The organism is Pediococcus sp. M21F004 (assembly GCF_051122535.1).
In the GTDB taxonomy this organism is placed as follows: Bacteria; Bacillota; Bacilli; order Lactobacillales; family Lactobacillaceae; genus Pediococcus; species Pediococcus inopinatus.
The window spans coordinates 578,463-593,519 of sequence record NZ_CP177314.1; the positions used below are offsets into that span (position 1 = coordinate 578,463).

At 36.0% G+C, this 15,057-nt stretch carries 12 protein-coding genes; all 12 read right to left on the reverse strand.

Features of this window, described 5'->3' with window-relative positions:
* Window positions 1-168: 168 nt before the first annotated feature.
* The 12 genes from ACLHK8_RS03020 to argS all read right to left on the reverse strand — a co-directional run bounded on the left by ACLHK8_RS03020 (window position 169) and on the right by argS (window position 14,919).
* On the reverse strand, window positions 169-2,835 hold the full coding sequence (locus ACLHK8_RS03020; RefSeq protein ID WP_197460017.1) for an ATP-binding protein: 2,667 nt from the start codon (window positions 2,833-2,835) through the stop codon (window positions 169-171).
* On the reverse strand, window positions 2,813-4,042 hold the full coding sequence (locus ACLHK8_RS03025; protein ID WP_057772438.1) for a metallophosphoesterase family protein: 1,230 nt from the start codon (window positions 4,040-4,042) through the stop codon (window positions 2,813-2,815). Before ACLHK8_RS03025 ends, ACLHK8_RS03020 begins: the two co-directional genes overlap by 23 nt.
* 101 nt (window positions 4,043-4,143) lie before the next feature.
* Window positions 4,144-4,488 (reverse strand): YlbF family regulator, encoded by a 345-nt coding sequence (locus ACLHK8_RS03030; RefSeq protein WP_057772436.1) that lies wholly within the window; start codon window positions 4,486-4,488, stop codon window positions 4,144-4,146.
* 80 nt (window positions 4,489-4,568) lie between these two features.
* Window positions 4,569-6,722 carry a PBP1A family penicillin-binding protein gene (locus ACLHK8_RS03035; protein ID WP_063697144.1) on the reverse strand — a complete coding sequence of 718 codons (2,154 nt, stop codon included), beginning with the start codon at window positions 6,720-6,722 and terminating at the stop codon, window positions 4,569-4,571.
* A 157-nt stretch (window positions 6,723-6,879) separates the two neighbouring features.
* Window positions 6,880-7,344: an arginine repressor gene (locus ACLHK8_RS03040; protein ID WP_063697141.1), complete on the reverse strand. Its 465-nt coding sequence runs from the start codon at window positions 7,342-7,344 to the stop codon at window positions 6,880-6,882.
* Between the two features lie 66 nt (window positions 7,345-7,410).
* On the reverse strand, window positions 7,411-8,106 hold the full coding sequence (locus ACLHK8_RS03045) for a Crp/Fnr family transcriptional regulator (RefSeq protein WP_063697138.1): 696 nt from the start codon (window positions 8,104-8,106) through the stop codon (window positions 7,411-7,413).
* A gap of 116 nt (window positions 8,107-8,222) precedes the next feature.
* Window positions 8,223-9,344 (reverse strand): aminotransferase, encoded by a 1,122-nt coding sequence (locus ACLHK8_RS03050; RefSeq protein ID WP_434520389.1) that lies wholly within the window; start codon window positions 9,342-9,344, stop codon window positions 8,223-8,225.
* Between the two features lie 362 nt (window positions 9,345-9,706).
* Entirely contained in the window at window positions 9,707-10,369 is a 663-nt protein-coding gene (locus ACLHK8_RS03055; protein ID WP_231908584.1) for an EAL domain-containing protein, read from the reverse strand.
* 309 nt (window positions 10,370-10,678) lie between these two features.
* Window positions 10,679-11,341, reverse strand: coding sequence for an EAL domain-containing protein (locus tag ACLHK8_RS03060; RefSeq protein ID WP_082854826.1), 663 nt, complete (start codon window positions 11,339-11,341; stop codon window positions 10,679-10,681).
* A gap of 458 nt (window positions 11,342-11,799) precedes the next feature.
* Window positions 11,800-12,648 (reverse strand): IS3 family transposase, encoded by an 849-nt coding sequence (locus ACLHK8_RS03065; protein WP_320531864.1) that lies wholly within the window; start codon window positions 12,646-12,648, stop codon window positions 11,800-11,802.
* Between the two features lie 20 nt (window positions 12,649-12,668).
* Window positions 12,669-13,154, reverse strand: coding sequence for a helix-turn-helix domain-containing protein (locus tag ACLHK8_RS03070; protein WP_063698689.1), 486 nt, complete (start codon window positions 13,152-13,154; stop codon window positions 12,669-12,671).
* 76 nt (window positions 13,155-13,230) lie between these two features.
* The gene (gene argS, locus ACLHK8_RS03075) at window positions 13,231-14,919 is read right to left on the reverse strand and encodes an arginine--tRNA ligase (protein WP_057775071.1); all 1,689 of its coding nucleotides are present in this window, start codon (window positions 14,917-14,919) and stop codon (window positions 13,231-13,233) included.
* Window positions 14,920-15,057 lie beyond the last annotated feature (138 nt).

Consider the following 15,057-nt stretch of genomic DNA (forward strand, 5'->3'; position numbering starts at 1 on the left):
AATCTTTTCCATTTTTTGCAACTCGAACCTCAGCACTTTTAATCAAAACAAATATATTTAAAGTTTCATCAACTTCATAATCAAAAAGCTTCTTATTATCCATTTTCAATATCCCTTCTCAATCTCAATGTGGATCCCAACTAAATGCAAACCTGTAAACGCATTTCCTTATTCAAGCCGAATCATTTTACTATTTTGCGTTGTAGCAGTCATTTTTGTTTCTGTTGTGAAATATATAACTTGATGTTTTTGACTAATTTTATCTAGTAACTCAAAAACATTCTGCTTTCGTGTTGCATCAAAATTAACAAAGCCATCATCAATAATAATTGGTAGGTCCACTAAATCTGTCATGACTTCAACAAATGCCAACCGGATGGCTACATAAAGCTGTTCGGCCGTTCCTTGTGATAGCTCGCCTACATCAAAGCTTTGATTCTGTGCATCAAAAACAACGATGGTTTCTTCGTTAAACCTAATCTTATTGTAACGTTTATTTGTCAACAAGGAAAAATATTGTTCAGCAAAGGTGATAATCTTTGGTAACCGTCCTTGACTAGCAACTGATAATGTCTCATCAATCCATTGAGCTGCCAACTTATTCGTTAACCAATTTCGCGTTTCTGCCGTTATCTCTGCTTCTTGATTAGCCAATTGCTGTTGTAAATCAGAATACGTGTCATCATCAGCAAGCTGTTGCAGTTTCGTGTTCAGAACCGTTTTTTGTTCGATTAAATTTTCTTGCTCTTTACGAAGTTGCTGTAAGTTCTCTGCCTGTGCATCTAATTCAGCTTGAATTTCTGCTTGATTTTTAAATTTAGCTAATTCTGCTAATGTTGTGGCGTTTACTTGCTGTTTTAGCTTCGTAATTTTTTCGTGGTTAATTTCCTGCTCGTTTTGCTTTTCTTTAGCAATCTGGAAATTTTCCCAATTACTTAATCCAAGGCTTTGTAAATTCAGATTTATTTCATTTTCAATTTTTTCTCTTTGTTTGACTACTTTTTCAAGTCGATTTTGATAATAAATTAAATCTTGACGCGTTTTAAGCATATCCTGTTGAGCTTGATTCATTTTTTGAAAATAATTAACTAAATTTTCAATTTGCTCACTTGCTTCACCGGTTAACACGACCCAATCAGATAGAACTTTGCCCTTTTTCAAGAAATCATCAATTTCTTTTTGTGTCTGTCCTACTTGTTGCTCACTTACTTTTTGCTTTTGTGTCAGTAATTCGAACCGACTTAAGGAATTTTGTAAAGTCGGCCACGTTTGTGGATCTGAATTAGCAAGACCTTTCTTACTTCCAATTTCGATAAGCCTTTGCGTTACCATTTGTTGTTGCTGTGAAATTTCTTCCAACTGTCCATTTAAATCAGTTAATCGAGTCTGTAAATCTTCAGATTCAGAATTAGTATCAGTTTGGTTAATCGGTTTTCTTCGGCCAATAAAACGCGCGCCAATGCTGACTAAGCCCAATACTAATAACCCAATTTTAAGCCCCATCCCCAGATTAAACAGCCAGGGAACCAGGATTAGCACAACTCCAAGGATAACAAGACCACTCTTGGTACCCTGATTTTGAGTCGCTTGCCTAACTGGTTGTCTTGAATTAGTCTCTTTTAATAATTGACTTTGTATATCTACAATTTGATCTTGGATAGATTGTTTTTGCTTTTCAAAACTTGATTTTTGGGCTAAATTAGTCCGAACTTGATCCATTTCCTCTTCTGTAAAAGGATCTGGTATTGACTCAACAGTATTTAATTGCGCCCTAATTTGGGCTTGTTCTTGCTCCATTTCAACAATTTGTTGTTTTGTTTGTTTAACTTTATTTAACAAATTTTGAATGTTAGGTAACTCTTCGTTTATGGATTTTAAATTTTCTTCATGCTCGTCAAAAAAGGCCACTCGCGGATTTGACTGTAATTTCTCTGTAAACTGACTAATTTTTTCGTTCTGCTCTTCAATTGTTTGCTTGGTTTCTTTTAAGCTTTGATTCAACTTTTCTAGCTCTTGAATCTTATCTTTAGGTAAAATCGAAGACTCAGTGGCACTTAATTGAGTTAAATCTCGTAATTGTTGATAAATTGCCCAGCCATTTAAATCCCGTTTAATTCGTTCTAACTTGTCTTGACTATGCTTAATCCGGCTTTTTACTTGGGTAAGCTTTTCTTGGGTTTGATTAGCTGTATTTGTTTCTTGCTTATACACACCAAGCTCTTGTCCTGCTTCCTGCACGGTCTGACTTAGTTTTTGATGTTCTTTGATCAGCTTATTCAGTGGACGAACGCGTCCTTTGGGGGCATATATCTTATCAGCATTTTTCTCGAAATTACTTTGCAAGCTAATCCACTGATCACTGCCCACTGCACCAATTTTTAAAACACGTTTACGAAATTCGTCGCGTTCCAACTGTCGAATTTCAGCAAGCTCTGTTTGGCTAAAACTAAACATTTCGTTAAACAAGGTTTCATCCACTGAGCCCAATAACGTAGCTAAAATATCATTTGAAAGGATTTCTTGAGTTTCAACATTTGTAATGGTAAGTTTGCCACCACTTTTCCCCTTGACTCGCGTAAGCAAATAGTGTGCGCCGTTGTGTTCAACTAACAGCTCTCCACCGTACTTAGATCCATCTTTAGGTTCATATCGTAAATAACGATCTGCACCACGTTTTGTTCGAAACCCGAATAAAACACTTAAGATAAATTGACGTAAGGTTGATTTTCCAGCCTCATTCGGGCCAGAAAAAAAAGTGAGATTTTGAGCAAGATCAAACTTCTGATCCTGCCATTTACCAAATCCGTATACATTAATCTTCAGTATTTTCATCATTTTGCTCCTCACGCCCACCATTTTTAAGCAACAAAGTCTCTGCCCAATCTTGGAGTTGATCGATTGGCATATCATGTTGTAGCGCTTCTGCAATGAATGGTTGATTCAATAAACTTCCAGCAAGCTGGTTAATGTTTTCACCAGTAAAAACTTTTTTCTGACTTTCTTTCCAAAATTCATCGTCAATTGCATTCAGTTTAAATGTTTTTTGTGTCGGCACCGGTGTGATTTCATAAACCCAATGCATGCTTTTACTCAATAGGGCTTGTTGAACAACTTCTAATAAACTATCGTCTTCAATTCGCGACAACACCGAGCTCGTCAATTCTTGAATGTTTTCAATTTTAACATTGATAAAATTTGGTTTTTCGTCCTTTAAGTCCACAATTTGATCCAGGATTTTTGCGACTAACTGGTCAAAAGTCTCTTCCGAATCCGCTTGAACCTTCATCGGCTGCCAATTAACGACCGAAGCCTGCACAAATTTAGGCTTTAATTCATGCCCTTCACTTGTGACCAAATAAAAACCTTTTTTACCTGCCTCATTTTTATGTCTACCTTGTAAATTTCCTGAATAAATTATTGCCGGCTCTTCATTTAGAATTTGCCGTTTGTGAATATGCCCTAGTGCCCAATAATCATAATGTAGGCCTAATAATTCACTCTTAGAAAATGGGGCATAATTTGCCTCTGGTGCATTCAAACTATCCATACTTCCATGAACCGTTCCAATTTCAAAATCAGATTGATTTCTGTCCGGAAATTTAGCCACCATATCTTCCTGAACAGCCTGTTTATCATAACTGAAGCCTACAATCGTAACCGTTGTACCGTCATGTAAGGTCAACTGTTGCACTTCAGGTTGAGCAGAAAATACATAAACGTTATCTGGATAATGAATAATTTCTGTGTTTTCATTTAAATAATCGTGATTTCCATAACTTAAATAAACCGGAATCTGTTTTTGATTCAAGCGCTCCAACTGCTCATTCATAAACAAATCAGCCTGAATACTATGTTGAACCCGGTCATAAAGGTCACCCACAATTAAAACAAAATCTACGTTTTCTTCAATTGCTGTGTTAACCATATTTATAAACGCTGCATAGGTAGAATTATGGATTTTCTCCCAAATTTGATCTGGTGCTTTACGTAATCCTCGAAACGGACTGTCTAAATGGATATCCGCTGCATGAATAAATTTCATAAAAATACTTCCTCACTTCATAAAAAAAGGGTAAGAACAAATCATTAATTTGCACTAACCCTGTTCGTATTTAAAATACGCTTTTTTTAAATTTTCAATTTTTAATCGTGGTATAAATTTTGAACTGGTTTGGTAATAATTTGATTAATATCATTCAAAAGTTGATTTAATCCACGTTCCTTATCCATCAAATTCTTAATCACATCAACGTCGCCAACTTGAGAAGCAATTTCACGTGCATGAGCCATCTCGTCGTCACTTAGCTCTTCACCATTCATTTGCTTCTGCTGTAAATTTACTTGCACCTCTTGAAAATCCTTGAAAAGGTCATATGCTTTCTGATCTTTTTTCATCTCTGCATATGCTGCAACTAAACTCTTATATTCAGTTGTTTCCCGGAGCTCTTCTTCCATCTGGTTCGCGGTATCATAAATATTAACAGCCATTGTCTTCCTCCTAGATGTTTTACTTTTATATTGCTATTGTATCATACCCAGCCTCGTTTGATCCTTGCATTTAGCCAAGTTTATTGCCCAATAAAGCTTTTTGCCTTGTCTAACCACTCGTTGGCTTTTTCCTTAACTGAATCTGTACCCTTAGAAAAGTTCTTTTCTGCACTAGAAGTGCCATTTTTGATAGAATCCCATAAATTGGATGAACCTGATCCAGAATTTTCGGCAGCTGCCAAACTAGAAGCATTGCTGGTGCCAAATTCAGTACCAGCAGTATTCGGCAAAATACTTTCCATTTCAGACTTAAATAGTGAGCCCAACCCTACACCACTTAGATTTTCCAAATGATTAGTTTTGGTCGTATCATCGAAACCTTCCCAAGTAGCGACTACCATGTCAGGCGTATAACCAACCATCCATTCATCGCCAGTTGCATCACTACTTGAAGCTCCGTCAACCTCTGTACTTCCAGTCTTTCCAGCAATTGTGTAATTTGCGGGCTTGGCACTTACCCCAGTCCCGTAAGAGTCACTATACACTCCAATCATCATACTGGTCATTTCTTTAGCTACTTTCTTAGAGATAACCCGTTTTTTCTGAGTTTTATTGTTCACAATTGTTTTACCTGAGGAGTCCACGATCTTTCGGATGAATCCAGTTTGGGCTAATTCACCATTGTTAGCAAAAGCCGTATACGCGCTAGCCAATTGATAAGGTGAAATTCCCGTCGTCAATCCGCCTAATGCAAGTGCTAAATTTTTATCGCTTTTGTTCAAATTCAAGCCAAAATTCTTAGCAGAATCATAGCCTTTTGAAACGCCAATTTTGTTTAACAACCAGACAGCTGGTGCGTTACGACTTTCAGCTAGTGCTTTGTACATAGGAATGGTGCCATCATATTGCCCATTATAATTTGCAGGACGATATTTATTTGTTCCATATGATTTTAATTTATCCTGCAAAGTAGAATCATAAGAATAACCACTACTCAAAGCCGGCGCATAAGCAACAATTGGCTTTAAAGTTGATCCAGGTTGCCGTTTAATCTGTGTGGCCCGATTAAAACCTCGGAAAACATGCTTACCACGTCCACCAACAACAGCTGCAACCCCACCCGTTTTCGGATTAATAGCAATTGAAGCAGCTTGAACCTTGGTTCCATCAGAGGCGTTATTCGGAAAATAACTTGAATTCTTAAACTGAGTTTGCATACTCGTTTGGTCAGATTGATTCAAGTAAGTATAAATTTTATATCCATGATTCATGATGTCAGATTCCGTTAATCCATAACGACTGATTGCCTCGCTGATAACTGCATCAAAATAATAAGGATACTTGTAATCACTCGTATTCGTATAACCGTTATAGGTCGTAAGTTTTGTGTTTTGGTAGGCTTTTACCTGAGAATCGGATAATTTATTATTTTCACCCATTAATTCTAGGACAACGTTCCGACGTTGCTTAGAGGCTGCTGGATGATCATCCGGATTGTACGCACTTGGGGATTTTAAAATTCCTGCCAAAACTGCTCCTTGAGGAACTGTTAACTCACTTGCAGAAACACCAAAGTAACGCTTTGCAGCATCCTGAATCCCCCAAACACCATTACCAAAGTACGCATTATTTAAATACATTTCCAGAATTTCTGATTTAGTATATAAATTTTCTACCTCAATTGAGAGGAAAAGTTCCTTGGCCTTTCGTGTAAAAGTCTGTTGTTGTGACAAGAGCGCATTTTTAACAAGTTGTTGGGTCAGCGTACTTCCCCCACCACTAATATAATTACGATGCATCACTTTGTTTACAGCATACAGTAACGCCGCTCGTCCAATTCCTTTTACAGAAAATCCATATTCTTTGTAAAAATTACGATCCTCCGTAGAAATTACGGCATTTTGAACATTCACTGATATCTTGCTCAGGCCAACCCACGTTCCTTTTTGAGAATATAAGGACCCTGCTTTGTTATTTTTTGAATCATAAACGACAGTTGTTTTTTCCAACGCATTTTTAAGATTACCTACATCAGCCGTCTTAGCCTGATAAGTTAAATAGCCACTCATAATAAGAAAAAAAGTCAAAAACGCAACAATTAACCAGCGTGTCAATTGAAACCTTTTCCAATATCGTTTTATAAATGCGTGTAATCGACGCCAATAAGGAGCTAAAAAATGTCCAATTTGTTTTAATCCCAATTTTAGCGAAGAGAAAAATTTATTTGTTTGCATAAGAATCTCCGTTTTTATTAATGATAGCTGTATTGTATCACACTTACCATCACAGACTTTACATCCGGCGCAAGCCTTAAAACACCTTTAAAAACTTACCTCAGAAATCAATTAAAATAGAGCAAAAACTGAGTTATCAGTCCTTGCTCCATTAAATTTATTTTCCTTCATCAGGTAAATATTTTGATAGTCTTTGATTCAACTGAGCAGCTAATTCTTGATTAGGGCTAAAAACTACAATTGTATCAAATCCTGCTAAGGTACCAACCACTTCTGGCATTTTTGTATCATCAAAGACGGCCGCCAAACGATTACCATCATTTGACGCAGTTTTTATAATATTTACAAATTGAATTTGATCAATTTGCAAGGCCGTTTGTTTAAAGGTACGAAAAAGCAAGCTAGTTGGATCTTCAGTAGAAGACTGAAAAATCATATAACGTTGAACACCTTGACTGTCCGCTGACTTAACAATATGCATTTCACGCATATCACGTGAAATCGTGGCTTGGGTAGCCACAACGCCACGGGTCTTCAGCAAGTCCATAAGATCATCTTGTTTTGCTACTAATTGATTAGAAATAAGATCTGTTATAATCTTTTGCCGTTCACTTTTCTTCATTCTTACACTTCACTTCCGTGTTAACTATCCTAAGTATACCAAACATCAAAATAGCAAAACAAGTCGTTAAGTTTCAAACGTAAAATCCGGAAAAAATAAATACTTGTCGGTATAACTAATTTTTTCAGCCCTTACCAGCTCTCTGATAACTAAACTGGTTGTTTTTCGATTAACTCCACAAAAGTACGAAAGTTCTTTAATTGTAATTGGAAATGGAATTTGGCGACCATCCTTTAAATTATCATCTGCACCAAATTGCTCATTTATCGACCGTAAAGCTTGTTCAATTTTTCCTTTTGCAGAGGAATTAGAAGTTCGTTGAAGAAAGGTCTCGGTTTCTGCTATTACATCATCCATTTGCTTCGTTATTTTTAATGAAAATTGGTGATTTGAATATCTAAGTTTATCAAATAGACTCCTTGGAATGTATACTACTTCCGCATCCGTTAGCGCCGTAGCCGTGTAATAATAAGAACGGTCCGTATCCATTCCTCTTAATGGAAACACCATTTCAGGACAAAGAAACGACATAAAAGAGGAACCACAGTCGCTATTAACTGACTCCGTTTTGAAGAATCCTTTCTTTAAAAAGAAAGTATAATTACGCACATCATACTGATCAATCAGGTGTTGACCTTTCTGCACTTGTTTAAATTGCATATTTTTTAACACTTCGGCAAGCTCTGGTTTACTAAGCACTTTACACTCATGAGTCTGTGATAGATACCTTTCATAATTACCTTTATTTCTGGGATCAGTCATCATTAACCTCTTTCATTATCAAATTATAATGTTTTCCATTATCCCAGAAATTATTATGAAAGCAAAGTAGTAGAATTGATACTTTACTCTGTAGTTTTACTATCAAAATCCGTAAATTATTGACATGCTTTCAAAAAGCCAGCTAATTCTTCTAATCCTTTTTTCAGAGTGTCCGTATCCGTGCAATATCCAACTCGAGCATGGCCCGGCATATCAAATCGATTCCCCGGAACTAATAAAACACCGGTTTCATCTAATAAATTCCGACAAAAAGTCTCATCATCCATCTCGATATTAAGCTTAATGCAGGCTGTTGAAACCTGCTCAGGCATAATAATGTCAACTTTTTCCTGAGAATCAACCCATTTACGTAGAATTTCATGATTACGCTTCACAATCTTTTCATTTCGTAAAAGAATTTCTCGGCGGTTTCTTAAAGCAACACAAGCTAATGTGTCATTAACAACTCCCCCAGAAATCATGGTATAATCTCGATATTTTCGGAAGATATCGGCTAATTTCGACGATTGTGTTGCTACCCAACCAATTCGTAATCCAGGTACTGAATAAGTCTCAGACAGACTATTCACAGAAATTCCTCGTTCATAAAGATCTGCCACCGACATAAACTGATCAACTTTATCTACCGGCTGATAAACTTCATCTGCCAATATATATGCACCCACTTCTCTTGCCAACGTCACAACTTGCTTTAGTAATGACTCTTTGAGGAGGCTGCCCGTGGGATTTTGTGCATTATTCAAACAAATCATTTTTGTTTTCGGAGAAATAAGTTGCTTCAATTGTTCAATATCTGGTTGCCAATCAAGATCTTCTTGAATATCCCAGTTATCAACCTTTACACCTAATGACTTCGGAATATCGTAAAGCTGCTGGTAACTTGGATATAAGGAAATAATCTGATCACCTGGATTTAACAAACTAAATAGTACTAGGAAGTTTCCACCTGTGGCGCCATTTGTTTGTAGAATATTTTGACTATCAACGTTAGCATAAAGTTCAGCAACTAATCGTTTAAATTCAGGGGATCCTTCAATCCACCCGTAATTTAATTTTGTATCTAGATATTTTGTGATTTGTTCGGTTGGGTCCTGGCTATCAAACTTTAGTAACTCCCCCAGTGTTAGTGACTTAATTGTACTTTGTGAGATATCGAGCCGAGCCGTTTTTTCATTTTCGTTTAGCCATTCTTCAACCCCAAAACCTTTGATTTCCATAATTTATCCCTCCCGGATGAACTTCGGCTCAGTACATTCTCAACAGAAATATTATACCAAGCTTAAAATTTACATGATGTCCTTTTTACCCATGCAAAATGTGTAACCTTTCCCATTTTGCATGGGTAATTTCAACGTTAAAAAAGCATTCTCTCAATTTTTGTGTTCTTTTATACTATTATTTTGAATATCTTTCCTATATTTTTTGCCGCATTTATATCTAGCCCATTCAAAAAAATACTATAATTTTTCTAGTCTTAATTAGTATATCATCAAAAATTCTCAATTAGAAATCTACTTTTAAGACCAGATTTTTAACAAATAAAAAAGACTCGTTTTAAAACGAATCCCCTAAATTACCTTTAATAAAATTGTTGTGGTCGATCGTAATAGAAGCCTTGACCATATCCCACAGCTAGTTGTTGTGCAACTACTAAATCCTCTTCTGTTTCAATACCTTCTAGCACAAACTTTTTTCCTTGAAAGTTTGCTAGTTGCTGCCAGAAGTAGAGTTTGTTGTAGGCTTGCTTTAATTCTGCTTTAAAATTTTGCAAAGCAAATTTTAGCTCACTCACAAAAGGCAAGATAGGCTTTAACATTTCAAACTGATTAACACCTGTCCCAACATCATCAAGGCTAAGCTTCAAACCATTGCTTGTTGCATACATTGCAGATCTGAGTAACTCCACATCCATAATCATTTTTGTGTTAGCCCGTTCAGTTAATTCTATCGTTAGTGTGTAATCTGGCATCTGGTTATGAACTTTAATTAGTGCATCCAGCATCTTTCGATCCACAAATTGTTCATGATCTAAATTAACCATAATTCGAGATTTGGAAGGCAAGTGTTCCATTGCTTCACTTACAAGTTCTGCGAAAAAATCTGGACTTAATAAACTAAAATTGGTTGGCACTTGCCATTCATCATTCACCAATTCGCGGAGTAATAATTCATAGCCATCCACCATGCCATATTCAAGATCATAGCAAGCTTGACGTAATAAACAATATTTTTTATTTTCCATTTTTTACAACCTTCGTATTTGTCTTCTAACCTAATCCATCAACTTAAAATTAAAATTAAATTTACAGTAAAAATCAAATTACGAGTTTTCATCTTGGTAACTCGCTTCAAATAGTCCGAACAACTTAGTCACAGTTGTTTTTCTTCCTGACAGTTATAATTACGCCCCTTAACTTTAAAGACGTGCAATTACTATTATAGCGCAATAAGCTGCTTATTTGTATCCCACACAGTAATTCCTATATATATTTTAAAAGAATGAAGTTCTCCCCAACAAAAAAAGAGCCCTCAAATGGCTCTTTCTAATTAATTAATAAAACTTTTGTGGGCGATCATAATAAAACCCTTGACCATATTTGATGTCCAACTGTTGCGCAATAATCACATCTTCTCTAGTTTCCATTCCTTCTAACACAAACTTTTTATCTAAATAATTTGCTGTTTGGCTCCAAAAGGCAAGTTTGTTATAAGCTACATTTATTTCTGGCTCAAAGTTTTGAAGCGCAAACTTTAGTTCTGCCACATAAGGAAATAACGGCTTCAAAATCTCAAACTGATTAACACCAGATCCAACATCATCAAAACTAAGCAGTAATCCTTTGCTTGTCGCATATATCGCAGACTTTAGTAATTCTACATCCATAATGGTTTTGGTGTTATCACGCTCTGTTAATTCTAACGTCAAACTGTAATCTGGCAGTTTTCTATGAACATCAATTAAGGCATCCAACATTCCCTGATCGACAAACTGATCATGGTCTAAATTAACCATCATTTGCGATTTAGAAGGTAAATGTAGCATGGCATCGGTGACAATTGTGGCAAAGAATTCTGGCGTCATCAAACGAAAACTTTTTGGTACTTGCCATTGCCCGTCCACCCGCTCGCGCATTAATAATTCATATCCTTCTACCATGTCGTAACGAATGTCATAACATGTTTGCCGGAAAAAACAATAATCCTCAATTTTCATTTTTCCTATCCCCTATTTATCTTTTACTAAAAGATCAAAACTGCGTCATATTTTGTGAAACCTCATTGTTCTTAACTTTTCAAACAGAAAAAACAATTAATTGATAACGCTATTATAATCTTTAAGAACTTTTTTATCGACCCCTACTTAATAACAAATACGTCAATTATTGCATGAACTACTTAGAAATTTTCGACTCCCAATTATTACAAATCAAAGCAAACTGCCATGATAAGGTAATAGTATCCTATACTGATTTTAATGTTAATATAACTCATATAGTTTACCACAATTAACACCGAATGAAAGACACAAGTTTTAATGGCTTCGCTAATCACTAAAGTTAATAATTAAAGTTGGCTTAAAATTGTTTGAAATCCAACAAAGAGATCGTACCTTTCTTAAATGCTTAAATCAAAAAAACACTATGAACTGAACCCCATAATTTGGAGTGAATTTTAAGCAACCAACTGGTCGGATAGGTTTCGGTATTGTACCGGAGTTTTTCCGGCCAGTTTTGTTCTAATTCTTTTATTATTATAATAACTAACGTATTCAGTTATGGCTATTCTTAATTCTTCGTAGGAGGAATAGTGGTTATTATGCACCGTTCCAACTTTTAAAATATGGAAACAACTCTCAGCAACCGCATTATCCAGACAAGTCGCTTTGCGACTCATACTCTGCATAATGTGGTTTTTCTTTAGCTTGGAAACATACTGATAATTCTGATATTGAAAACCTTGATCTGAATGAATTGTCATCTTATAAGGTAATTGTGGTTTTGAACGAATTAAATCCATTAAAGGTTTTGTGACAAACGCTACATTAGGGCTAAGACCAATATTCCATGACAATATCTCGTTACTGTAAAGATCAACAAATGAAGTAAAATAAGCACGCTCAGAAATCGAACCAGAACCCCAGCGAACTTCAGTCACATCGGTCACTACTTTTTGATAAGGTCGATCCGTATTGAATCTGCGATTCAGTTTGTTTTTAGCAAGTTTACCAACAGTACCTCGATAAGAATTATATTTTCTAGTTTTTCGATCAAAAGCATGACAAAGCACGTCATTTTGTTTCATGATCTTTAATACCACTTTATGGTTAACAATTTTACCGTTGTTCCTTAATGCATCGGTAACCGTACGATACCCGAAATCTGGATTATCTTGTCTAATTTGAAGAATTTCATCCACTAAGTCCTGGGAATAATTAGTTTTATATTGTCGGTTAAGTGCATCATGATAACTACTACTTGACATACCGACAACTTTTAAAATAAAGCTAAGCACTTCGTTCAAATCACGCCTTAATTCAGCAACTATTTGTGCTTTTTCCTGGTTTTTAATGCTTTCTTTTTCTGAACCAAGGCGTGTAATTTTTCCAAATAAGCTAATTTAACTCTCAATTCACGGTTTTCTTCTTCTAATTCCTTTTTAGACTTTTCATTATTACTATCTGACATGGTATTTGACCGCCTTTGATTAGGATTAAGGCGTCCTTGTTCAAGAGCTCGTTCCCATTGCCAAATTACAGCTGGATGTTTAATTCGAAACTGCTTAGCAGTTATCGGCAAGGATGCATTTTGATCTAAACGCCATTTAATTACTTTCATTTTAAACGAATAATCAAAGTAAGTCTTCTTATGGTTTAAACTTAGACCTTCAACACCGAACTGTTCTAACCTGCGTTTCCATTCATATAAAGTGGCAGAGCCCTTGATACCGTACTTTTTCATGATAATACTTTGCGGCAGGCCACTAGTTAATTCTAAAACTGCATTTATTTTATTTTCCTTTGAGAACATAACAAAACCCCGATAATTTGGATTACTCCAATTATCGGGGTTCAGTTCACTAACGAATTTCGTTAGTGTTTTTTGCTTACATTTCTTCTGGGGACTGTACACCTAACAAGCTGAGGGCATTTTCTAAAACAACACTGACACTCTTAACAAGTGCCAAACGTGCATTTAGTTGCTCATCTTTTACCAATACTTTTGAATTTGCATAGTATTGATTAAATGATTTTGATAAATGAAGTGCATATTTTGCGATGATTGATGGTTCATACTCTTTAACCGCACGCAAAATTGTATCAGGATAGTTCTGTAACTGTTTCAAAGTTTCCCAGGCATTCGGATCTGCCAGCTTCAAACCATCCGTAGTTACTTGATGTTCTGCTTTCCGTAAGATACTTTCTGCACGCGCCCTTGTGTACTGAACGTAAGGTCCTGTTTCACCTTCAAAACGTACAACCTCATTCAAGTCAAAATCAAAAGAATTCATTCGTTCATTTTTAAGATCGTGGAAAATTACGGCTCCCACACCAACTTCATGAGCAACTTTATCTGCATTAGCCAAATCAGGATTTTTATCTTGAATCTGTTTTTTGGCCAAATCAATTGCGTCATCCAAAACCTTATCCAAAAGAACCACCCGACCTGAACGGGTTGATAGTTTCTTTCCGTTTAAGGTAATTAAACCAAATGGGACATGATGAATATCATCCGACCAGTCAAAACCCATTTCCTTCAGGACGGCCTTTAATTGTTTGAAATGGTTAATCTGCTCCGCGCCAACCACATATAAAGACTGTGAAAAATCATAAGTTCGTTTACGATAAATGGCAGCTGCCAAATCACGTGTGATATAAAGCGTTGCCCCATCAGTTTTCTTGATCAATGCTGGATTTAAATTGTACTTGTCTAAATCAACAATTTCAGCACCTTGGCTTTCTTTTAGAAGGTTTTTATCTTCCAAAATTTGAACAACTTCGTCCATCTTATCATTATAGAAAGCTTCACCCTTGAACGAATCAAACGTAATTCCTAATTTATCATAAATTTGTTTAAAGGAGTCCAGAGATACAGAACGGAACCACTCCCAAAGTTTTGTGGCTTCCTCATCACCCTCTTCAAGCTTCTTAAACCACTTACGAGCCTCGTCATCAAGTTCAGGATGTTCCTGGTCTTCTTTATGGAAACGCACGTAGTATTCCAATAATTTATTAATTGGATCCGCCTTAACCTCTTCTTCACTACCCCAAAGCTTGTAGCCTTCAATTAGCTTACCAAATTGCGTTCCCCAATCGCCTAAATGATTGATTTTAACTGGTTGATAGCCAGTTTTAGCCAACAAGTTTGCCAACGCATTTCCGATAACCGTTGAGCGTAAATGCCCCATTGAAATTGGTTTAGCAATGTTTGGTGATGACATATCAATTGGGACCTTGCCATTATCACCAACTGTAGCATCCCCAAAATGATCCTCTTCAGTCAAAACAGTTTGTAAAATTTCAGAACTGAAGGCACTTTTATCCATGAAAAAGTTCACATAAGGGCCTGCAGCTTCAACTTTTTCGTAATCATTTTGATTAATTTTATCAACTAAATCCGTCGCAATCATTTGTGGGGCTTTATGCATAGTTTTTGCTAACATAAACGTTGGAAAAGCAAAATCACCCATTTTACTTGTCTTAGGAACTTCGACTTTTTCATAAACTACTTGTTCTTCAACTTGCCCCTCAAGAGCAGTAACAATGCTTTGTGCAATCTGTTTTTTATAATCCATGGTGTTTCCTCCTATTTTGTCTACTAATCAGCTATCCCAGAGCCATTCTTACACTTCTATGTGCAATAGTATAAAGCTAAACACTCTTTCAAAATTATCCATAAAAAAAGTCTCTTACAAATAAACATTGTAAGAGAC

What these genes read in the sequence shown, in the direction of transcription:
- ACLHK8_RS03020 (WP_197460017.1), bottom strand. Translation starts at nt 2,835, where the DNA reads ATGATGAAAATACTGAAGATTAATGTATACGGATTTGGTAAATGGCAG.
- ACLHK8_RS03025 (WP_057772438.1), bottom strand. Translation starts at nt 4,042, where the DNA reads ATGAAATTTATTCATGCAGCGGATATCCATTTAGACAGTCCGTTTCGA.
- ACLHK8_RS03030 (WP_057772436.1), bottom strand. Translation starts at nt 4,488, where the DNA reads ATGGCTGTTAATATTTATGATACCGCGAACCAGATGGAAGAAGAGCTC.
- ACLHK8_RS03035 (WP_063697144.1), bottom strand. Translation starts at nt 6,722, where the DNA reads ATGCAAACAAATAAATTTTTCTCTTCGCTAAAATTGGGATTAAAACAA.
- ACLHK8_RS03040 (WP_063697141.1), bottom strand. Translation starts at nt 7,344, where the DNA reads ATGAAGAAAAGTGAACGGCAAAAGATTATAACAGATCTTATTTCTAAT.
- ACLHK8_RS03045 (WP_063697138.1), bottom strand. Translation starts at nt 8,106, where the DNA reads ATGACTGATCCCAGAAATAAAGGTAATTATGAAAGGTATCTATCACAG.
- ACLHK8_RS03050 (WP_434520389.1), bottom strand. Translation starts at nt 9,344, where the DNA reads ATGGAAATCAAAGGTTTTGGGGTTGAAGAATGGCTAAACGAAAATGAA.
- ACLHK8_RS03055 (WP_231908584.1), bottom strand. Translation starts at nt 10,369, where the DNA reads ATGGAAAATAAAAAATATTGTTTATTACGTCAAGCTTGCTATGATCTT.
- ACLHK8_RS03060 (WP_082854826.1), bottom strand. Translation starts at nt 11,341, where the DNA reads ATGAAAATTGAGGATTATTGTTTTTTCCGGCAAACATGTTATGACATT.
- ACLHK8_RS03070 (WP_063698689.1), bottom strand. Translation starts at nt 13,154, where the DNA reads ATGTTCTCAAAGGAAAATAAAATAAATGCAGTTTTAGAATTAACTAGT.
- argS (WP_057775071.1), bottom strand. Translation starts at nt 14,919, where the DNA reads ATGGATTATAAAAAACAGATTGCACAAAGCATTGTTACTGCTCTTGAG.